The sequence below is a fragment of the Acetobacter sacchari genome, assembly GCF_017377715.1.
Classification (GTDB): domain Bacteria; phylum Pseudomonadota; class Alphaproteobacteria; order Acetobacterales; family Acetobacteraceae; genus Acetobacter; species Acetobacter sacchari.
The window spans coordinates 159,591-177,937 of record NZ_JAFVMF010000010.1; the positions used below are offsets into that span (position 1 = coordinate 159,591).

Annotated in this window: 22 protein-coding genes and 3 pseudogenes; 12 read left to right on the top strand and 13 right to left on the bottom strand. The window is 55.7% G+C overall.

Going from position 1 to position 18,347, the window contains the following annotated elements; genetic code table 11:
• Positions 1-594: 594 nt before the first annotated feature.
• From ssb to J2D73_RS10980, 4 genes are read left to right on the top strand one after another with little or no spacing between them, the layout of a single operon-like run.
• Complete coding sequence (gene ssb, locus J2D73_RS10965; RefSeq protein ID WP_207881587.1) at positions 595-1,029, top strand: single-stranded DNA-binding protein; 435 nt, start codon at positions 595-597, stop codon at positions 1,027-1,029.
• A gap of 18 nt (positions 1,030-1,047) precedes the next feature.
• Entirely contained in the window at positions 1,048-1,527 is a 480-nt protein-coding gene (locus J2D73_RS10970) for a plasmid protein (protein ID WP_243429856.1), read from the top strand.
• On the top strand, positions 1,527-1,901 hold the full coding sequence (locus tag J2D73_RS10975; RefSeq protein ID WP_207881588.1) for a hypothetical protein: 375 nt from the start codon (positions 1,527-1,529) through the stop codon (positions 1,899-1,901). Before J2D73_RS10970 ends, J2D73_RS10975 begins: the two co-directional genes overlap by 1 nt.
• Before the next feature lie 7 nt (positions 1,902-1,908).
• Positions 1,909-2,388 carry a CopG family ribbon-helix-helix protein gene (locus J2D73_RS10980; RefSeq protein ID WP_207881627.1) on the top strand — a complete coding sequence of 160 codons (480 nt, stop codon included), beginning with the start codon at positions 1,909-1,911 and terminating at the stop codon, positions 2,386-2,388.
• Here J2D73_RS10980 and J2D73_RS10985 read toward each other — a convergent pair.
• The 6 genes from J2D73_RS10985 to J2D73_RS11010 form a co-directional block, all read right to left on the bottom strand.
• Complete coding sequence (locus J2D73_RS10985; RefSeq protein ID WP_207881589.1) at positions 2,361-2,585, bottom strand: hypothetical protein; 225 nt, start codon at positions 2,583-2,585, stop codon at positions 2,361-2,363. The genes J2D73_RS10980 and J2D73_RS10985 overlap by 28 nt on opposite strands.
• Positions 2,586-2,594: 9 nt before the next feature.
• A complete protein-coding gene (locus tag J2D73_RS10990; RefSeq protein WP_207881590.1) occupies positions 2,595-2,993 on the bottom strand; it encodes a hypothetical protein in 399 nt (132 codons plus the stop codon).
• A 9-nt stretch (positions 2,994-3,002) separates the two neighbouring features.
• On the bottom strand, positions 3,003-3,821 hold the full coding sequence (locus tag J2D73_RS10995; protein WP_408736838.1) for a hypothetical protein: 819 nt from the start codon (positions 3,819-3,821) through the stop codon (positions 3,003-3,005).
• A 106-nt stretch (positions 3,822-3,927) separates the two neighbouring features.
• Positions 3,928-4,395: a hypothetical protein gene (locus J2D73_RS11000; RefSeq protein ID WP_207881591.1), complete on the bottom strand. Its 468-nt coding sequence runs from the start codon at positions 4,393-4,395 to the stop codon at positions 3,928-3,930.
• Between the two features lie 2 nt (positions 4,396-4,397).
• Positions 4,398-5,246, bottom strand: a complete 849-nt coding sequence (locus J2D73_RS11005) for a hypothetical protein (protein ID WP_207881592.1) — start codon at positions 5,244-5,246, stop codon at positions 4,398-4,400.
• Between the two features lie 126 nt (positions 5,247-5,372).
• Entirely contained in the window at positions 5,373-6,092 is a 720-nt protein-coding gene (locus tag J2D73_RS11010) for a hypothetical protein (RefSeq protein ID WP_207881593.1), read from the bottom strand.
• A 377-nt stretch (positions 6,093-6,469) separates the two neighbouring features.
• Here J2D73_RS11010 and J2D73_RS11015 point away from each other — a divergent pair, with 377 nt between their 5' ends.
• From J2D73_RS11015 to mobF, 7 genes are all read left to right on the top strand, one after another.
• On the top strand, positions 6,470-7,231 hold the full coding sequence (locus J2D73_RS11015) for a BRO-N domain-containing protein (protein ID WP_207881594.1): 762 nt from the start codon (positions 6,470-6,472) through the stop codon (positions 7,229-7,231).
• A gap of 71 nt (positions 7,232-7,302) precedes the next feature.
• Positions 7,303-7,614 (top strand): HU family DNA-binding protein, encoded by a 312-nt coding sequence (locus tag J2D73_RS11020; RefSeq protein ID WP_456304359.1) that lies wholly within the window; start codon positions 7,303-7,305, stop codon positions 7,612-7,614.
• A 59-nt stretch (positions 7,615-7,673) separates the two neighbouring features.
• A complete protein-coding gene (locus J2D73_RS11025) occupies positions 7,674-7,925 on the top strand; it encodes a WGR domain-containing protein (RefSeq protein WP_341535073.1) in 252 nt (83 codons plus the stop codon).
• A gap of 143 nt (positions 7,926-8,068) precedes the next feature.
• Positions 8,069-8,317, top strand: coding sequence for a type II toxin-antitoxin system Phd/YefM family antitoxin (locus J2D73_RS11030; protein WP_207881597.1), 249 nt, complete (start codon positions 8,069-8,071; stop codon positions 8,315-8,317).
• Positions 8,314-8,775 (top strand): type II toxin-antitoxin system VapC family toxin, encoded by a 462-nt coding sequence (locus J2D73_RS11035; RefSeq protein WP_207881598.1) that lies wholly within the window; start codon positions 8,314-8,316, stop codon positions 8,773-8,775. Before J2D73_RS11030 ends, J2D73_RS11035 begins: the two co-directional genes overlap by 4 nt.
• A gap of 173 nt (positions 8,776-8,948) precedes the next feature.
• Complete coding sequence (locus tag J2D73_RS11040) at positions 8,949-9,257, top strand: hypothetical protein (RefSeq protein ID WP_207881599.1); 309 nt, start codon at positions 8,949-8,951, stop codon at positions 9,255-9,257.
• Entirely contained in the window at positions 9,254-12,499 is a 3,246-nt protein-coding gene (gene mobF / locus J2D73_RS11045) for a MobF family relaxase (RefSeq protein WP_207881600.1), read from the top strand. The genes J2D73_RS11040 and mobF overlap by 4 nt, the downstream gene beginning before the upstream one ends.
• Positions 12,500-12,546: 47 nt before the next feature.
• Here the strand turns inward: mobF and J2D73_RS21260 are convergent, their stop codons facing one another.
• From J2D73_RS21260 to J2D73_RS20805, 5 genes and pseudogenes are all read right to left on the bottom strand, one after another.
• Positions 12,547-13,263, bottom strand: a complete 717-nt coding sequence (locus J2D73_RS21260; protein ID WP_207881601.1) for a Fic family protein — start codon at positions 13,261-13,263, stop codon at positions 12,547-12,549.
• Positions 13,264-13,320: 57 nt separating this feature from the next.
• The gene (locus J2D73_RS11055; RefSeq protein ID WP_207881602.1) at positions 13,321-14,115 is read right to left on the bottom strand and encodes a glycosyltransferase family 2 protein; all 795 of its coding nucleotides are present in this window, start codon (positions 14,113-14,115) and stop codon (positions 13,321-13,323) included.
• A 159-nt stretch (positions 14,116-14,274) separates the two neighbouring features.
• A pseudogene (locus tag J2D73_RS20800) lies at positions 14,275-14,450 on the bottom strand (transposase); the annotation flags it as partial.
• A 1,121-nt stretch (positions 14,451-15,571) separates the two neighbouring features.
• Positions 15,572-16,165, bottom strand: coding sequence for a hypothetical protein (locus J2D73_RS11060; protein WP_207881603.1), 594 nt, complete (start codon positions 16,163-16,165; stop codon positions 15,572-15,574).
• 563 nt (positions 16,166-16,728) lie between these two features.
• A pseudogene (locus J2D73_RS20805) lies at positions 16,729-16,972 on the bottom strand (Tn3 family transposase); the annotation flags it as partial.
• Between the two features lie 128 nt (positions 16,973-17,100).
• Between J2D73_RS20805 and J2D73_RS11075 the strand changes: the two are divergent.
• Positions 17,101-17,301 (top strand): annotated as a pseudogene (locus J2D73_RS11075) (IS6 family transposase); the annotation flags it as partial.
• 191 nt (positions 17,302-17,492) lie between these two features.
• On the opposite strand, the gene J2D73_RS11080 reads toward J2D73_RS11075, so the two are convergent.
• Positions 17,493-17,903: a type II toxin-antitoxin system VapC family toxin gene (locus J2D73_RS11080; protein WP_207881605.1), complete on the bottom strand. Its 411-nt coding sequence runs from the start codon at positions 17,901-17,903 to the stop codon at positions 17,493-17,495.
• Complete coding sequence (locus J2D73_RS11085; RefSeq protein ID WP_207881606.1) at positions 17,900-18,172, bottom strand: antitoxin; 273 nt, start codon at positions 18,170-18,172, stop codon at positions 17,900-17,902. Before J2D73_RS11085 ends, J2D73_RS11080 begins: the two co-directional genes overlap by 4 nt.
• Between the last annotated feature and the right edge of the window lie 175 nt (positions 18,173-18,347).

The window sequence follows — 18,347 nt, forward strand, 5'->3', positions numbered from 1 at the left end:
GAGTACTCCCCGGCCTACCCGGGCAGAACAGCTCACTCTCCTTGCCACGCAGTGAGCAACTCAAAACGCATGGTGGACATACGGTCTTACACGAGGTGTGCGCCGTGAAGTGTGGAAAACACCCCTTCGCAACGCCTTCCCCCTCCTGCTCATCCGCCGTCCGCCCCTCTTCTCTTTGGACAGTGTCTTCTGTCTCGCTTCCTTCGAGCAGATCTTCTCCCGCTCCAGTAGCGCCAGTGTCCGGGGCGCCCCTGCGGGGTTCGCTCGCTCAGCCTCGCTAGGCGGCATAGCCGCCAAGCTCAGTCGAGCCCCCTGCGGGGTCTCGCCACTTTCGTGCTTAGGCTCGCCGCCATCCTTTCACACCATGCGAATACCATGCGTTGTGTAAGTAAATAATGGGCATACGGAAAGAAAAACTGTTTCTGTTCTTGTGATCAATCGTAAAAACACATGATTTATTTTGCGTTTTTTGCATTTTGTGCTTGCATTGATTGGGCGGTCGTACTACTCTTTACTTGTGGACGGGAAGACCGGACACAGAAACCGCCAGTAAAAACGGTGTCAATTACATAATAGCTGTGAAGGAATAGTGTTATGGCTGGATCTGTTAACAAAGTCATCCTCGTCGGTAACCTCGGCAAAGACCCCGAAGTCCGTCACTCTCAGGGCGGTCAGAAGATCGTCAGCTTCTCACTCGCGACCAGCGAGACCTGGAACGATCGTCAGTCAGGCGAGCGTCAGGAGCGCACCGAATGGCACCGCATCGTCATTTTCAATGACCGCCTCGGGGATGTGGCCGAACGCTTCCTGAGCAAGGGCCGCAAGGTTTACATCGAAGGCACGTTGCAGACCCGCAAATGGACCGGGCAGGACGGCAAGGACAACTACACCACCGAAATCGTGCTTCCTCGCTTCGGCGGCGAGCTGACAATCCTCGACACCCGCCACAACGAGGAAGGCGGGCAGGGCGGCTCAACCTCACGCGCACCGGGCGGTCATTCCGATCTCGATGACGAAGTCCCTTTTTGAAGGCACGGAGTTTAACGAATGGTCGGGATGATGTCCCGACCAGAGAGGCCGGAGAGCGATCCCATGCAGACCTTGTTCAACACTCTTCTTGAAGAAGCCAGAAGCGCCGCCTCGCAGGGCAATGGCTGCTCATACGAACTCTATGTTCAGAAATTCACCAGTGAAATCGACCGGCGGGCGGCGAAGTTAGCGCCCGAAGAGGCGGCGCAATTGGTCGCTATGGCGACCTCGCAGGGCGATTACGTCGCACCGTGCGACCAGGTCAGGTTTCCCGGCTGTTGCTCGCACGGCATCGAATGGGGCTGCTGTCCGGCCGGATGTGACGATGACGACGGGTCGTGGTGCGATGACGCGCGGCATGACGACATCATCGCGCTTGAAGCGCAGTTTCAGAAAGAACTCGCAGCGGAAGAAGAGCGGGAGAGGCTGGAATTGATCGCCGCCCGCGACGCTCGCGTCCTCGACCGGATACACTCCTTCAGACAAAGGACCGCGTAATGACTCCCCCCGTGCATCCCGCGCTCGAAGCCGTTTTGTGCGAGCTGGTCGAGCCGTTCGATCCCCGTCTCGCCGAGGCGGTCAGGAATCAGCCATTCCACCGGGCCGCGCTTATCAAGGCGTTCTGCGACAGCTTCGCCGTCCAGTATCCAAACCGGGCAGTGTGGCTCGATACGCTCCGACAGAACGCCTTCAGGGCCATCGTTCTCGACAAGATCGGGCGTGGCGTCGCGTCAGACGATGAAATTGCCGGTCTGGTCTACGCTGAAGTCGCACGCATCCCCGTCCACGGGCAAGTTCCGGCATGGCAGGCCGACGCCGTCTTCCGCCTCACCCGTGAGCTGCGCGCCGCTAACGCAAGCGTTGCGGCATAGCTGCACGATGAACGGCAACCCTTCTTCTCCCGCAGGCCCGGCGCCGCGCCTTTCCGGAAGCAGGCTCTATCGCTGCCTCATGGTTCTCGGCTGGTCAGAACGCCTCGCAGCCGAGCGATGCCACGTCCACCGCACGCAGCTTCGCCGCGCTATCGACGGTACGTCCTCATTGCCCCCGGACATATCCTCATGGCTCCTCGATCTCGAAAAAGCTTATTTGGACCGGCCCTGCCCGCGTCTGCGAACAGCCGATCCCATCGCCGCAGGGCAGGGGCGCACGGATGCGAAACAGGATCAGCAGGCTGTCGGCGCCTACCTCGCCCGCGAGGAGGAGAAGAACCGGGCCACACGCCACGCGCTGGCCGATATCGACGCGGGACGCGTCGTTGATCAAGACGTCGTGCGCCAATGGGCGGCCAGCCTCGATAGCGACACGCCGCGCCCCCTGCCGGCTCCCTGTCAGGATTCTAGCGAGAACGCCCCATAAAGCGCGACCGCGACGCCACAGACAGAAATCACGAAGACCGCCGCGATCCGCCAAAAAGGAAATGCGGCTCCGCTCGCATTTCCGTCCTCGGCCATTACGGCGCCTTCCACAAGCAACTTCCAGCAGCCAATGACGCCGCTGATCGCCATGCCAGCAGCTACAAACAATAAAGCCGCCTGCGTCAGGTATAGGCCCATAGAATAACCTCAGTGGCTGAAAATGAACCCAAGCTTACCATCCGCGCGAATGGCAGGCTGGCACCGAAGGGCGGGATCGCTTACGGCAACATATCGCCGAATTGCAGAAGCTTTGATCCACACCTGTTTGTTCAGAAAGTTTACTGCGGGGATATAACCGTTTGTTTCCTTCGCCGAATCAGACACCGCGATTACGCTTTCCGCAGGGCCATTCGTTGATGCGGAATCATTAGGAGCTGATCGATAGTAGATCGTCTGTGATGCATCGCGCATCTCATCTTCGGTTTGATTCAGCATCATGCAGTGAAATTGGGGCAGGGGTTTCTTCGGCATTGCGTAGGATGCCTGTGAAAACAGTCCGAAGGTCAGGCTTCCTAATATAGAAGCCGCTTTTCTATAATGACGCATTATATTTCCTCAGGCTGATAGTATTGGAGCTGAAGCTGAAGACCCCATTTTGGCCGAGACACTAGCACGCCACTGGCCAACGGTCTCGCCAGCCGTGATCCCGTTATTAGCTAGAGATGTAGCTGACATATTGGGCAGAAGCCCTGCCATTGGGGTATCGTCATCCGCCTGAGCAATTTTTGCGCCATTGGAAGGCCCAAAATTATAATAACCACGCGCATCAAGCGCAGTCGGGTTGCTGATTCCCGCGCTCTGGAGCGATGTTGCGGCGTCTTTGAGATATTGAGCCGCAGCGACAGCCTGCGTGGCCGGGTCCTGTTGCCCTGACGTCCCCGTGTCGGTGATGCTCGACGCAAGGCTTGGATTAGAGGCCAGGGCTTTCTGAAGTTCCTCGCTGTACGTCCCGTTCGACATCTGGAAAGCCCCGGTGATCGTGTTGCCACCGCCAGCGGTGTTCACGTTCTGGCAACCAGACTCCACAACGCAGGTCGCCGCAAGAGCGTCAGGATTCACCCCGAGCGCGCTCGCGTTCTGTGCAGCGGCGTATCCCCATGACTGCGAATACATCGATTGCAGGGCGTCAGTCCCGCTTCCGGAACTGGTCGTGGTCGATACGACGGATCCGCTGCCGCTAATCTGTTGCGTCGTCGACGAGGTGGGCGGCGTCCAGTCGCCCATGCCGATTTCCTGATAGGTTGCGTTGACAGTGGGCGGCAGGCCAGCGGGCACATTGACCGTCTGGGCCGCCGCCGGGTAGATCACGAAGCAGCATCCGAGCAGCTGCACCGCTTTCCACGAGCGACGGGGAGCATGGTTTCTCGGTCTCACGGGTTCCTCCTGAAGTGGCGATGCCCAAGTCTGGCCGGTCATGATGCGACGAGATTCAAAAAAATGAGGCCCGGTGTTTGAGTGTGTCCAAAATGGCCACATCCGGTCATGGGAGGCGTCCAAGCACGAAGCCAACCAGAATGAGCATCGCCGCCCAGAAGACGATCAGGCCGGTCGAACGCCACTGATAACGGTCAGCAATCAACTTGGCCCGACGCCCGACCTCAGGCTCCAGCGCTCCGAACACCCTGGAGACCACATCCAGAACACGCCTTTCGACCATCTTCTCGTTGATCGAGTTCAGCGTGCGCGCAGCGTCGACGCCGTCGCCAAGGGCATGTTCGATGCTGCGTCGCTCCGCCTGCAGCATCAGCAGCGTGTCGTTCAACGTCCGTGGCATCCTGTCCAGCGCACGGTTCTGTGCCTCCAGCACAGCGATAATCGCCAGAAAGAAACGCCCGTTCGGTGAGTCGGGGCGCGCCGTGAAGTGTTGAAGAGCCCGCTTCAGCTCCTCGATCGCCTGGTCATGCGTCGGCGTCGCCTCAACCGGGGCTTTGCGGGCAGGTTGGCTCACGTTTACACCAGTTCTCTGGGCTTCGGCGGACCCAGAGGCATGTCGGGGAGAAGATCGGGATTGATCTGCGCCAGAAACTCCGGAAACGCCTGATAGAACCAGACCTCAGCCCGCATCCGGTCGAACAGGCCGGATGGCGAGTGCCCTTCCGTCTGCTTGTCATCACAGAAGTCAGCGTAGGACAGCCGCCGGTCCGTGATCTCATCCATGCCGTCCAGTTCGGGCATGAGATAGACGCCGCCGTTATCGTCGGTTGCGTCGGCCGCAGCGTTCATCACGGCTTTTGTCTGCCGGATTTTATCAAAATGGCTGTCGCTGTTGTATCCGAGGGGCAGAAGCCCGCGATTCAGCACGACGATGCTGTTTCCTGGCAGGAAGCGTCGCTTTTCCTGAAGATCCTGAAGGTAGTCGGCGTCAGCTAGTTCCGTGCCGAGCATATAGACCACCACCACCTTGATCCCGAACTTCTCAAGCTGCGGCACCAAAGGCGTGCTGTTGATGATTTCATGGAAGGCGGTCCAGCCGCCGCCGATGTCGAGAATCACGTCCTTCTGCCGCCTGACCATCCCCTCGATCTGCTGTTCAAGCCAGACAGTCTGCTCTTTCAGGTTGCCGGTATTCGGTTTCTTCGCCGTGCGATGGAAATGGGAAATGGAATGCGAGACGTTGAGGTGGTCGGTGTTCCAGATCTCGACCTCTCCGCCCTGGCGCATAACGGTTTCGGCCAGAGCGTTCAGGAAAACGGTCTTGCCTGTCCGCTGTCTGCCGACTGCGGTCAGGAGGACTGGCGGCTTGGAGCGGATGGACCTTGCGGGTTTGGCGTCCGTCGCGGCTGGTTTGATGGCGTTCATTGAGATGCTCCCTGCATGGTGCGGCGTTCCCGTGTATGGAAATGCCGTTCAGGGGGATTTCATCGGCTCATGATGCGACCAGATAGCTTTCTGTAAAAAAAAGCAGGGTGAAGACTGTCCTGATATTCACTCCTCTGCGCGCTCTCGCTCCTTGGGAGACAGGAAGACCAGTTCGTCGTCAGGGACGTCCTCCCCCGCGAGAAGGCGGTCCAGGATGGCTCTTCGTTCACTGATGATCACGCGGAGCCCCGGAAGAGAAGCCTCGCCTTCCTCCGCATATTCACGTGCGCCGGACTTGCGGTTCTTCTGGATCTTCTGCTGGGCGATGGTCAGGTCAAACTTCGCTTGCCCGAGAGTGAAGCGGGCCTTCTCGATCTTGTCCTCCATCGTTTTGGGCAATGAGCCTGATGGTGGGGAGGCCGACCGGACGGTCAGGGCGGTGTTTTGATGGGCGGTCCGGGCAGGTTGGGCTTCTGAGACTGCCGGTGGCTCGACGAATTCCGGTTTCCAGTCCTCAGGCAGGCGGCTTGGAGCCACAGGGCGGGTTGCGCTCATTTCCTTGCGCTCGATCCGGGTTCGGTCAGCCTGCTCCTCCTCCCGTGAGCGTTTGGCTTTTGCCAGACAGACCATCCGCCATGTTTTGCGCACACGCTGAATGGACCGCTTGTCGGTTCCAATCTGGACCCCGTGTTCGATCGCGATTTCAACGTAGGGCAACCACATCTCGCCGGGTAGTCGCTCAGCCTCGAGTTCGGTGTGGTTCCTGTAGAGCCATCGATACAACTCCCCGACCTTTCGTTTGCGGGGCTGGGACCTGAGCCGCTCTTTCAGGCTGGCGAATGTCATGGGAACTCCCTTCAGGCTTGCTGACCGGGCGAGGATGGGCGGAACACATGCGACCAAAAACCAGCATGTGAAGAAATGTGCCACATCCAGACCCACGTCCGGGCCATTTCCGTGCCACCTGACGCCCCATGTCCGTGCCAGAACCGTGACCGTTCCGTGCCACATCTGTGCCACCTGAAATCTGGGCTCTCATACACCATTGCACCCTCAGTGCGGGCGGCTCCGCCGCCAGGGGCGGGCACGCGGGAAAGGGAGCCAGAATCGTGGCTCCCTTTGGCTCCGAATTCGTTTGATTTTTTTTGAGTGAAATCAGTTTTCCGTCGCATGATGGGCGACGATGCTGACGCTATCGAACAACTGGATAGAGGCTCAGATCAATGAACAGCGAGAGCGCGCAGCGGAAACGCCAGCAACACAAGGTACCGTTGGTCGTTACGGCTGATAGTCTGCGTTTTGAGGAACACGGACTGGGAGCGGTATTAATCGAGGGCAAGCGCTGGGTGCTGGCAAAAGAAATTTGCGACGTATTGGGCATCAGCCGTCACAGAAATGCGGTTACCCGTCTAGATGATGACGAGTGCATGCTTGTGCTGTTGCAGACAGCGGGCGGTCCTCAGGAATCGTACGTCGTTAACGAAAGCGGCGCCTACCACCTGACGTTCATAGCCACAAAGCCTGTAGCCAAGCGGTTCCGCCGCTGGGTGACGGAAGAAGTTCTGCCGCAGATCCGGCGCACGGGGGAATACCGGTCGGGCGCAGAGGCGCAGGCCAACAGCGCGCCCAGACCCGAGATCAGCGAGGCCGATCTGCGCCTTCTGAGGCAGCTGAAAGAGGACGACATCTACCAGTCAACCCGACACCTTGTGACCCGCGTGAACGGCAAATTCTCGGTCGAAAAAGCTTTAAGCGAAGCAAAACGCCCGTGGTCCTATGATCTGGACATGCTGGAACTGATTCATCTGGTGAAGCTTGTGCAAATCAGCTGGTTCGCTCTGAATGGGGATATTCGGCGGTCTGATCAGATGCGCCAGTATATGTGCCGTTTGTCTACCGTCATGAACCTGCTCGATGACAAACTGGGCACAGGCCCCTACTTCGAGCCGGTATCGTCTGCGTTCCCGGAAGGGCCAATGCAATAGGCGTAGGGTCGGTGTTTTCCGGGGCGGCAAGGGCTGTGGACTCTTGTCGCTCCGTCGTGGCGGGCATTAACGTGCTGACGGCAAAAACAAAAAGTTGGAAGACAATGACGAACAACGATCTGATCGAACGAATTTCGGCTGCGGCGGACATCTCCAAAAAGGACGCGAAGACGGCCCTTGAGGCTGTTTTTGCCGCGATAAGGGAGGCCGCCGCCAAGGGCGAGGAAACCAGTATTACGGGCTTCGGCAAGTTCGTCGTGCGCTCGAGGCCCGAGCGCACGGGTCGCAATCCCCAGACCGGCGAGGAAATTACCATTCCTGCAGGCCGCAAGCTGGCCTACACCCCGTCGAAAGGCGTCAAGGAGGCTCTTTCGGGCGCGTAAGGGCTCGTACTCGATCCCGCAACCTGATAGACTGGCCCTCCATGGTGGGAGGGTCTTTTATGCAACTTGCCCTGTTCCCGACTTCCGCGTCGCTGGTTCGCATCGATCCCGCCAGCAACGCGTGGCGTTACTATGAACTGACGGTCCAGCCGGACCTGTTTGGCGGCGCCGCGCTCATGCGGCGCTGGGGCCGGATCGGGACCCAGGGCCGGTTGCGTCTTGACCTGTTCGTCGACGCCGGGGCGGCCGCCAACCAACTCGCCCGACTGAGCCGCCAGAAACTGGCCAGAGGCTACGCTCCGCGCCCCTAGTCGCACCTGCCCGCCAACGGCATCGGAATAATATGAGCTGTTCGAACCAGTGGGTTGAAGTCTCCGGGTATAAAAATCAGCGTTGAAATTCGCCCTATCAACAGGTAAATGTAGTCACGTATGGCTACATATGGAGGCGCGACATGCTGACCATCAACCTCAGAGACGCCAAGGCTGGATTTTCCAGCCTCGTTGATGAAGCCGTCAAAGGAGAGATCGTGACCATCACCCGCCATGGCAAGCCCGTTGCAGCCTTGGTTTCGGTCGAGGCGGCGGAGATCGCGCGCAAAGCGCTCGTTCGCAAACGGCCGGGCCTTGTCAGCTATCTCAGGACGTTCCCAGGCGGAGAGTTCCCGCGCAACCGCAAACCATCGCGGGATGTCGAGCTTTGAGCGGCTTCCTGCTCGACACCAACGTCGTCTCCTTGCTGGCGCCGTCGAGGTCGGAAGCACCCGCAGACTTCCTCACTTGGCTGGATCGCATGGACGCCGATGGACGGCTATTTCTGTCGGTCGTCTCCATCCATGAGATCGAGAAGGGAATCGCGCTCCTCGACCACAAGGGGGCAACGGCGAAGGCCGCGAGCCTGAAAGCATGGCTCAGCGGCCTTGTCTCCACATACGATGACAAGATCGTTGGTTTCGATGCGCAGGCCGCCGCAATCGGCGGGCGGCTGGAAGCGAAGGCGCTCGCAGCCGGCCATGACCCCGGCATGGCTGACGCCGTGATTGCCGGGACCGCCGCAGCGCATGAACTCGTCATCGTCACCCGCAACACGAAGCATTTCCTGCCATTCGGTATCGCCGTGTTGTCGCCTGACGAGGCTGCCGCACAAGGAGGTCCGGCATGACCACTTTGAGCTGGAGGTGTACGCCAACCAACTCGCCCGACTGAGCCGCCAGAAACTGGCCAGAGGCTACGCTCCGCGCCCCTAGTCGCCCCTTCCTTCTCCGCTCGCCCTTTCTCGTCGCATGACGGCATCCGAACCTGTGTTGAGACACTTGAAACGCAGGGCAGGACAGTATGAGCGACACTCCACAACTCACTGAAGCCGAGTGGCGGGCGCATATCGACGAGCAGTTTGACGCCGTGAAGGAAGCCCTTCGCGGCCTCGCCGCGCGCCAGACGATGATTCTGGAGCTTCTCACGCCAGTAGAGAAAGACGGCCCCACTCTGGACGAGCTGCTGGCGCGCGTGGTGACCCTGATCGCCGATCAGCGCCCCGTTCTGCGTCGTATCGACCATACGACGGGGGTTTCGCTCGATATTCTGGAAGGCCGCGAACCTCGGTCCCGAGAGACGCCAGACGGGGCGGGGGCTGACGGAGCATGATGACGTTCCGGAAGATCTCGGCCGCCTGTAAGGGGCGGTTGGTGACGGCCTATTACACTCAGGACATACCTGACCCCGAGATCGATTTCCGTCTCGATCCCACGAAGGCGCCCGATGGAGACGGCGCCCGCCTGACCAGCTACTACACGGGTCGTGACGGCCGCGCCGCCTGGCGTCCGGACCTGAGCGCCCGGGCGGCGGACGTCCTGGGCATCGACCGGTTCAGTCCACCGACCAATGAACAGCTTGCCAACCTGTATGAGGCGAAGCGCGCCGATAATGGCGAAGCCTGGTCAGCGCATGGTCGCAAGATCAGCGCGTATGATCTCACGCTGGCTCCCCACAAGTCCGTGACGCTGGCCGCCGAATTCGCCACGACCGAGGCCGAGCGTGCGGCCATCTGGCATGCGATTGATACGGCGAACGACGCCACCATGCGTTACGTCGCCCGCGAACTGGGACAGGCCAGACGGGGGCGAGGCGGAAAGGACGGCGCCGAGGAAGGGGAGGTGGCCTGGGTGTCCTACCGCCACACGACGGCGCGCCCGACCGTCGAGGCGAAAGACCCGGAAACCGACGTGACCTACCTGATCGACACGCCGGTCGGCGGAGATCCGCACGCTCATATTCATAATACCCTGTTCAACATGGTCGTGACCGAGGACGGTCATGTCGGCTCCCTCGACACGAAACAGTTGCGCTCGCGCGTTCATGAATTCGGGGCGTATTTTCAGGCCGTGCTGGCTCAGGAGCTGCGCAGCCTCGGGATCGAGCAGCAATACGACGCAAATGAACAGGCCACGATCGTCAGCGCCGTGCCGCAACCAATCTCGGATTTCTTCAGCAAGGGTCGGCGTAATGTTCTCAAGGCCGCTCAGGCTTATGCGACGGATCAGGGACTGGACTGGGACGAGATGTCGATCGAGGGGAAGCAGAAAATCCTCTCGATGGCGGGTCTGGCCGCACGGCTGGGCAAGGATCAGGGCGCCGATGACCGGGAGATCTGGAAACGACAGGCCGACGAGCTGGGCTGGGTCGACCAGAGCCTGATCGGACCTGAGATCGATCCGGGCCTCGATCGTCATGGTCGGCTCGACGAGGCATGGCGTTTCGTCGCGCGCCATCTGGAGGAAGAGTTCAAGACCGCTGCGGTGATCGACCATCACAAGCTGCGCATGTACGCCGCACGAGGCCTGATCGCGACGGGGATTGAAGGCGGCATCAAGGATATCGACGACGTCGTCGCACTCACCGAGGAGCGCGGAATTGAAGTGCGCGGGCAGAAAGTGCAGCTCGTGATCTCCATGAATGGCGACCATGAAAGGGTGACGCATACCGAACAAATCCGCATCGAGGAGGATCTGACTGTCCATGTGGCTCGGGCGGCCGAGGATCGGCGCGGGGCTCTCGGTAGGGAAGCGATCGACAGAGCCATTGAGCGATCCGGTCTGGATTTTGAATCCGCGCACGGTCTGGCGCAGCGTGAGGCGGTCTACACCCTGGGGCAGGGCGGCGCGATCGCCAAGCTGACCGGCGTGGCCGGGTCCGGGAAGACGACGCTTCTCAGGCCGCTGGTTGACGCGTGGCGCCATGATGAACGCGCGGGGGCAGAGGGACGCCGGGTGATCGGCGTTGCGAACGCCTGGCGTCAGGCGCATGAACTGGAGGGTGCGGGTATTGAAGAGACCTACGCGCTTTCGCCATTTCTTGATCGCGCTGACCGGGGCGATCTCGTGCTGGACCGCAACACCGTCATCGTTGTCGACGAGGTAGGGCAGGTGGCGCCTCGCCAGATGCTCAGGTTATTGGAGATGCAGCGCGATACGGGTCTCACCCTGAGGCTGATGGGCGACCGTGAGCAGGCGCAGTCGATCGAGGCCGGCGACGCGCTTGAGATCATAGACCGCGTTCTCAATGATACAGATAGCGCTGAGCTTCTGTCGGCGGTCAGGCAGAGGCGGCAGCGGGACCGGACGATCGCGGGACTGTTCCGCGGCGAAGAGCCCGGTCCGGACGATCTGGACGCCTGGGCGACGAAAGGGAAAGCGAAGGCCGCGGAGACGGATGCAGAGCGTGACGACGATCTTCGCAACCGCTTTCACACGGATGAGGTGAAGAAGGCCATCGCGATGAAGCGGGAAGACGGAACCATAAGTCTCGTTACCGGAGACCATGCAAATGTGCTGGAGACGATCGCACGCCACTATCTCGATCGACGGGACGCCCTGAGAGCGGAAGGCCCGAAGCAGGACGGATCATATAAAACCGTCAGCATGTCGGTCCTGACCAATCGCGATGCGGCTGACCTGAGTTTGGCCGTAAGAAAACTCCTTCAGGAACGCGGGGACGTCTCACGAGATGAGCGTATCGTGAAGGCGGTCGACCAGCGCGGCGAGGAATACGACCTGGCTCTCGCCGCAGGTGATCGTGTTCGTCTCTACAAGCGGGTTTGGGGGACCGTTGACGGTCAATCCACATGGGCGGGAAACAACGGCGATATATGCGAGGTTGTGGCCACGACTGATGATGGGGTGCGTCTGCGTCTGCGGGACGGTCGGGAAGCCGACGTGCAATGGCGACGTCTGTCTGACGGACGGTCCAACCGCGTCATGCTTGGATTTGGTCACGCCATGACGGTCGACGCCGCGCAAGGCATAACGTCTGACGAACATATCAACGCCATGCCTCGGGGCGTCGATCTGGCGACAGGCTTCACGTCCTATGTCGCCGAGAGTCGCGCACGGGGTTCGACCTGGACGATGATCGCGGACGGAGCCACCTTCGAAGCTGTGCGCAACGGCCGGGCGCTGGGAGATCAGACGCCCATCACCAGCGACGATTTATGGAATTATGTCGCGCGCAAAATGGCGCACAAGCCCTACAAGGCTTTGGGAATGGACCTGCCACACCGAAAAAGACAGGATCGGGATAAGCGGGTGCGTGAGTTAATCGACGTCGGCCGGAAAATTGAGCAGGCGCGCCGGGACGGCCGCGATCCAGGTCAGGAGAACCGGATTGCGGTCCGCGGACGGCAATTGCAAAAAGAGCATGGCGGTCTTATCGCGAGGCTCGATAATGAACTGCGCCAGATCATGGAGCGTGCGCCGGTTGTGATGAGCGAGCGAGAACTCAGCCTGCGCCGCGAATGGGCGGGAGCCACGCCGCCCCATGGTGAACAGCCAGTCCAGTGCGAACGGAAAAACGGGCAGAGGGCGTTCAGAACAGGATTCTTACAAGTATGAGAAATTTTTTCCGAAAAGGACGATATGACCTGCGAATTTACTGGTAATCAAGAATCTAGAGTAATACGAAGTTGAGCGGAGGCAGTGGCAAACCACTTTATGATTGGATACCACCTCCCGAAATACCGAGCTTCCCTTAGGTTTAAAGTCATACCCCGTTTTGAAATATAGGAAAGTTCGTAAACAGGGAAGTAAGCGTCGCTATAGGTCGCGTTTTGTATAATATTATTAAACAATATTCTTCCTACCCGTCCATTCCCATCCCCAAAAGGATGCAAGGTAACCAACGAACAGTAAGCGTACATTGCCGAAAAATAAGGATTAACTCTAGCATAGGAGTTTATACGAGATCGTATATTTTCAATTTCCAAATCTATCACATTAAAGTTTGGGTAGAATATTGTTTCGTGTGAAATATGCCCAGATGTTCTAACTGGAAAATTTCGAAACTTAGATGGTGATCGAAAAATATGGCTGTGAAGGTTAATAAGATATGCCACGAACGATCTATTATCAGGAAACAGGTTATAAATATCCAATTTCGGACAATCAAAAATTGACTCAGTTCCGGATTTTATACCCGGCATCGAGTCATAGTAATTCATTATTTTATTCGACAGCCTGTGGTGCAACTTGTAGGAATCGACCAAACAATCACCATCTATGGGGCGAGTGTTATACCACAAGATATTCTCTTTTTTCTTGTTTTTTGCAATGTAATTGAAATTATCAGAAAATTCATCAAAAAAAAGGTAATAATTCATTAATTTGAGTTGGTTCTATACAGGAAAGCGGCTCATATTGTATAAAACGCATTGCCATCATCTTGTAAATGAATTAAAGTCGGTTTCCATTGTCCCTATGAATACATCATTTGATATATTGTTTAATGATTTCGATCTATTCCTATACTGATCTTCAAATTTATTTTTTGCTAGGATATTCCTTTGTGCGTCGCCGTGTGTGAGATGAATTCCGCGCCCATGACACAATCGTCTCAGTCCCAGCGTTAATTGCGATCTCAATATAAAATCAATATCCTCCCAGCCCCATCCTTCTAATGCGGAATTATATCCGCCAACAGCAGTAAAATTTTCTTTCAAGATGGAAAATATACCTGGAGCGCCCCGCGCGCGTATCTGAGGAAATGATGAAGATATAGTGGTATAAACCTCAATTCCATTCGAGCAACATATTTTTATACCGTGATCTATCCTATGTAGATTTCCGTACGGGACAAAGTTTTCAGGAATAACGCTTTCGGATACGATTTCGAGCGTAAAAAAATTCTTCTTCACTACGTTGTTCGCGACGAACTCAAAATCAAAATCTGTCAGATAAACGTCAGAGTCGCAAAATAAAAGAACATCCTTTCTGGCATAACTTGCTGCTATATTTATAAAAAATGATTTATTGAACTGCTTGTCTCCTGAGTAAATTCCTAGTACATTTAAGGATTCGGATCGTATTTTGTCCTTAAATGCAGTAAATATATCATTATTGTCATGAACTATTATGATTTCAGACAAATATCGCGCAGCAATCGCCATTGTCTTTTCTATGGTTTCCACATACTCTGGGCGAGAAACAGCAACGACTATTAAGGAAAAAGACATAACATAAAAACCTCTTCATGGTGCCAATTATCGAGATCAATATTAATAAAGTCAACTCTCACAGTGAACTCAGGGGGATTGTAAACCTATCTTCTGCGGCTTTCGTGGGTTTGATGCCTAAGGGATTTGCCACGCGACTTGGATCCCCCTGATCGAGCATCACTTTAGAGCGACTTTCAAATCCATGTTTTGAGTGGCCGGAAGCATATTGAGTGAGCATGCGATCGTGCTGAATACTAGATGGATGTCGGCCCTTCGTTCGTAGCGGACGGTGAGCGTCGGAAACGTGAGATCCAGGTGAATGTGCGTTCGACGACCCAGAGATACTTTCCGAGATGTGAACGAACAGCACCCCCGTCAATGCCGACTGGTCAGAAAGACGGGGAGTCCGCCTTTGAGACGTGGAGAATGACAGGAAGAAGCGATTCAATAGTCGCCCAGAGTTCATAGGAGACAATAGGCACGAACATACAGACTCATCCCGCATTCAGTCAAATACTACAAGGGTTTTGAAAGGCGTTCTTATCCACAGACAGATAAACGTCGGAGAAATTGACAGCTAGTCCCCCAACACTACCGAACTCCTCGCTCGAAAAAGAGATCTAAGACACGCGATATAGCAACTGACAATTATGACGGTATTTAGGTTGAAAGTGAACAAACACTCCCAAATAACATCACTGAAAATCGGAGTGATAATAAAAATCTTTGTCGATATTACGCATATCAATAAAAAAAACCACAGTAGCGATGGAGCTATAAAGAAAAAATTAAGACTTGTTGGTTCATGTTTTTCTAAATATTTCCTTTTCATTAATATAAACACCAAGAATATAACGAAATAGAAAATAGATATAATTAACGGATTTGTATTCTGAATATAAGCATCTACTATAGAGTGAGTGAATGACATTGCGATTAGAGCAACGCATGTCATGAGATATCTATTTTTATTTGTAAGGAGAAATGTTAATGCTATTATCGAAGAGAACTCAATGTGGCTGGGCATTGCCAACACTTGCCTTACCCAAATTGTAAAATTATCGCGATCGGGTAATAGTCTGCACCACCCGTAAGTTTCCCACCCAGAAAATGCAGCTGAAACACAGACAGATGAGCGAAGCAAGTTCTGTTCTTTAAGGAGTTTGAATCCGACTATTGAAAACAAAAACTTTAATGATTCCTCACGAAAACCCAATATATAAACATTATCAGTAAGTGAAATATAATGCGCTATATAAAAATACACCTTAAATGAAGCGATTACAATAAGACCAAATAATGCATAGGCAAATAATTTTACAAAATCCGCCCTGTGCTCTCTATATATGTTGAGGCAGAAAAAATTGCATAGTGAAAAATACGTAGTAATCAAACATAGAGAGAGCACAGATTATAGGATCCCTAAGGTAAGGAATATTACTGTCATCAATCAACGATTATATAAGTTGCAGATTTACTTGGAAATGCCCCCTGTAGTATCATTTCCTCCTGCCAACGACGCTCCGGGTATGTTAACTTTATGATTATCCAGAGCAACAGGTACGGAGGCTATATAATTATTTTGTAACGCCGCTTGCTGATAACTCCCCACAATGGGCGTGCCATCGTAGTTACTAGCTATATCGCTAGCGACTTCGTTTAGAAAATCTTGTGAAATTTGTAGGAGCTGGTCGCTCGTTAGATCAGACGACATCATCGTCGATTGCGCCGCTGACGAGGTGCCTGCAATAAATTTCATAGAATCATTCGATTTATTTTGATTACCTCCCATAATTTTATCGAATGCTCTTTCAAAGTCTCCCATTATTCGATTTGCTGCGGTCTCTATATCGCCGAGTATCCTACCCGCGATCTCATTCGAAAATCCTATGCAACCTCCAGCCGACACAGCGTTTCCTGGAAGATGAAGTGAAAAAGAAAGCTGATTAGGACCAGTGGAAACACTGCAAGCCCCTGTTGCGTTGTTAACGGTCGTGGCGCCGGCAGGAGGTGCTATAGTGCCATTTTTTACTCCCGTCTGCAGCGCTTCACTTTGCCCATCCTGCATTTGGAATTTATTTTGCGCATTTGGCGATAAATCTGCAATCTGCCATAATCGGCCTTTCCATTGCCGCCAGTAGTCGGACCTACCCCGCCGCCGCCGCCTGGGATTGTACCTCCGCCTCCTCCAGGCTGCGTTCCGATAACAGTCAGGCTTTCAGAGGGCATGGCCGAGAAGAGTAGCAAATCGTCCTCAGATGCGAAGGTCTGTGCAGGAACAAAAGTTTCCATATTCGCCGTCTCGCCCACTTCAATTGTTACGTTAAGTTTCAATATTACGTTGCGATATGTTTCGATGAAATGTCAAGCTCTCTAAGAGGCTGTAAGGCCCTGATCCAATCCAATCCGAAGCGTTAACGATGTGGATGAGCGCAGAGCGCTGGTTTGACGCTAAAAAACGTTAAGGCTGATCAAGTGCCTGATCTGTTATCAGGCTTTCGGCGTAAAGTTTCAGCTGCGCGATCCCATAGAAAATCGCTGGAGAACGCAATATGCTCCCACCTGACAAGTGAAGTGTGCGCTAGCAGCGCAGGATCGGGTGGCTCACCGATCAACTGACGTGTCGAACTGCATCGCCGATGGCGCAACGTTTCCTGCCTTCAACGAGGCGACAAGGCGGAGAACCTCGCCCCAGGGCTCTCCGATCGTGTTTGTATTTATTCGCTTGCCAAGCAGCGGTCTGAGTACCAGATAGGTGGCCGCATGAGTTGAAACCGGTCAGACGCCGGTCAGGAAAATCCCGCAGGCGCCGGCAGAACCGGAATCCCAGCATCGCGCAGAGCGCGAACGCATGATCTGTTGCGCCGCCAGTGTCAGTCCCGGCGATCAGGATGTCGCCGGGTAGCGGATGCGATTGGAAGAAGCGGGGGTGCTGTCACGTTAACGTTGGGCCTTAGACTGCCCTGCATGAGCGCTCTTCCTGTCAGCTACAAACGTCACCGCTTTCCACGTGAGCTGATTGCACATGCCGGGTGGCTGTCTTTCCGGTTTCCGCCGAGCTTTCACCTGATCGAGGAGATGGTCCTCGAGCGCGGGATTGTCTTGTCGCATGAGACAGTCCGGCGGTGGAGCCTGAAGTTCGGAGCTGCGTTTGCGCGCAGGATGCGCCGCAGGCGCGCGGCTTCAGGCGACGTATGGCATCTCGTGCGCCGGTCGTGATGAGCGAGCGCGAACTCAGCCTTCGCCATGAACGGGCGGGAGCTGCGCCGTCACGGGGTGAGCCGGTCGTTCCGGGCGAGCGGAAAGGAGGGCCGGGGGCTTCACCTGCGGGACAGGGTGGGGGCTGCGCGTTTCGTTATTGGGCGATCACCGATCCCAGGTCGTCTGCTTGTCCGTCACGCCAAATCTTCCAGCCAGTTCTCGACCGTCAGCCCTCGGATGCGGCCAAACTCTCGGGTGTTGTTCGTCACCAGGGTTGCTTTGAGAGTGTATGCATGGGCCGCGATCAGCAAATCATTCATGCCGATTATCTGCCCCGCAGCCTCAAGTTCGGCGCGGATGCCGCCGTATTCACCGTCAGCGGGAAGATCGAACGGCAGTACCGGGACGAACGCCAGTACGCTTTCTACCCGGCTGAGCAGCTTTACTGATCCCTTTTTGGCGCATCCGTATCGCAGTTCGGCCGCCACGATGATGCTCGTGCAGAGGTCGCCTGGATCGACTTGTTCGATGCGTCGCGCGGTAGATCCGGATGGATTGCGCACAAGATCGCTGATGATGTTGGTATCAAGAAGATAGGCGCTCACAAGATATCTTCCGGTCTGGCGGCGACATCATGAACGTCGGGAAAGTCGTCCTCGAGGCCTAACGGCGGCTCTTCACTCCACGCGGCGAGAAGTTCTTTCAGCGTTGACGGCGCCTTGACGGGCTCAAGAACCAGCCTGTCGCCGTCCCGACGGATAAGCACGCGGTCACCCGGAAGCTCAAATTCCACCGGGATACGCACTGCCTGACTCCGGTTATTCCGGAAGAGTTTTACCTCCCGAGGTCGCGGTTGGATTTCAGGGATGGGCATAGTGGCCTCCTGTATGTATATCCCATATTGTATATGCCACATCGCGAGAAATCAAGGTTTTTTGAGAATTCAGTCTTCAAGCTCCGGCGCTCAGGCCGGAGATGGGGTTTTCCTCCCAGAAATAGATTACGCGACGAGCCGTCTTGATAGTTCGTGAATCCTCCGCGCCAGAACC

Bases quoted from the DNA above. Each gene is read 5' to 3' on its own strand.
- ssb (WP_207881587.1), top strand. From the start codon at position 595: ATGGCTGGATCTGTTAACAAAGTCATCCTCGTCGGTAACCTCGGCAAA.
- J2D73_RS10970 (WP_243429856.1), top strand. From the start codon at position 1,048: ATGGTCGGGATGATGTCCCGACCAGAGAGGCCGGAGAGCGATCCCATG.
- J2D73_RS10975 (WP_207881588.1), top strand. From the start codon at position 1,527: ATGACTCCCCCCGTGCATCCCGCGCTCGAAGCCGTTTTGTGCGAGCTG.
- J2D73_RS10980 (WP_207881627.1), top strand. From the start codon at position 1,909: ATGAACGGCAACCCTTCTTCTCCCGCAGGCCCGGCGCCGCGCCTTTCC.
- J2D73_RS10985 (WP_207881589.1), bottom strand. From the start codon at position 2,585: ATGGGCCTATACCTGACGCAGGCGGCTTTATTGTTTGTAGCTGCTGGC.
- J2D73_RS10990 (WP_207881590.1), bottom strand. From the start codon at position 2,993: ATGCGTCATTATAGAAAAGCGGCTTCTATATTAGGAAGCCTGACCTTC.
- J2D73_RS11005 (WP_207881592.1), bottom strand. From the start codon at position 5,246: ATGAACGCCATCAAACCAGCCGCGACGGACGCCAAACCCGCAAGGTCC.
- J2D73_RS11010 (WP_207881593.1), bottom strand. From the start codon at position 6,092: ATGACATTCGCCAGCCTGAAAGAGCGGCTCAGGTCCCAGCCCCGCAAA.
- J2D73_RS11015 (WP_207881594.1), top strand. From the start codon at position 6,470: ATGAACAGCGAGAGCGCGCAGCGGAAACGCCAGCAACACAAGGTACCG.
- J2D73_RS11025 (WP_341535073.1), top strand. From the start codon at position 7,674: ATGCAACTTGCCCTGTTCCCGACTTCCGCGTCGCTGGTTCGCATCGAT.
- J2D73_RS11030 (WP_207881597.1), top strand. From the start codon at position 8,069: ATGCTGACCATCAACCTCAGAGACGCCAAGGCTGGATTTTCCAGCCTC.
- J2D73_RS11040 (WP_207881599.1), top strand. From the start codon at position 8,949: ATGAGCGACACTCCACAACTCACTGAAGCCGAGTGGCGGGCGCATATC.
- mobF (WP_207881600.1), top strand. From the start codon at position 9,254: ATGATGACGTTCCGGAAGATCTCGGCCGCCTGTAAGGGGCGGTTGGTG.
- J2D73_RS21260 (WP_207881601.1), bottom strand. From the start codon at position 13,263: ATGAATTATTACCTTTTTTTTGATGAATTTTCTGATAATTTCAATTAC.
- J2D73_RS11055 (WP_207881602.1), bottom strand. From the start codon at position 14,115: ATGTCTTTTTCCTTAATAGTCGTTGCTGTTTCTCGCCCAGAGTATGTG.
- J2D73_RS11060 (WP_207881603.1), bottom strand. From the start codon at position 16,165: ATGCAGGATGGGCAAAGTGAAGCGCTGCAGACGGGAGTAAAAAATGGC.
- J2D73_RS11085 (WP_207881606.1), bottom strand. From the start codon at position 18,172: ATGCCCATCCCTGAAATCCAACCGCGACCTCGGGAGGTAAAACTCTTC.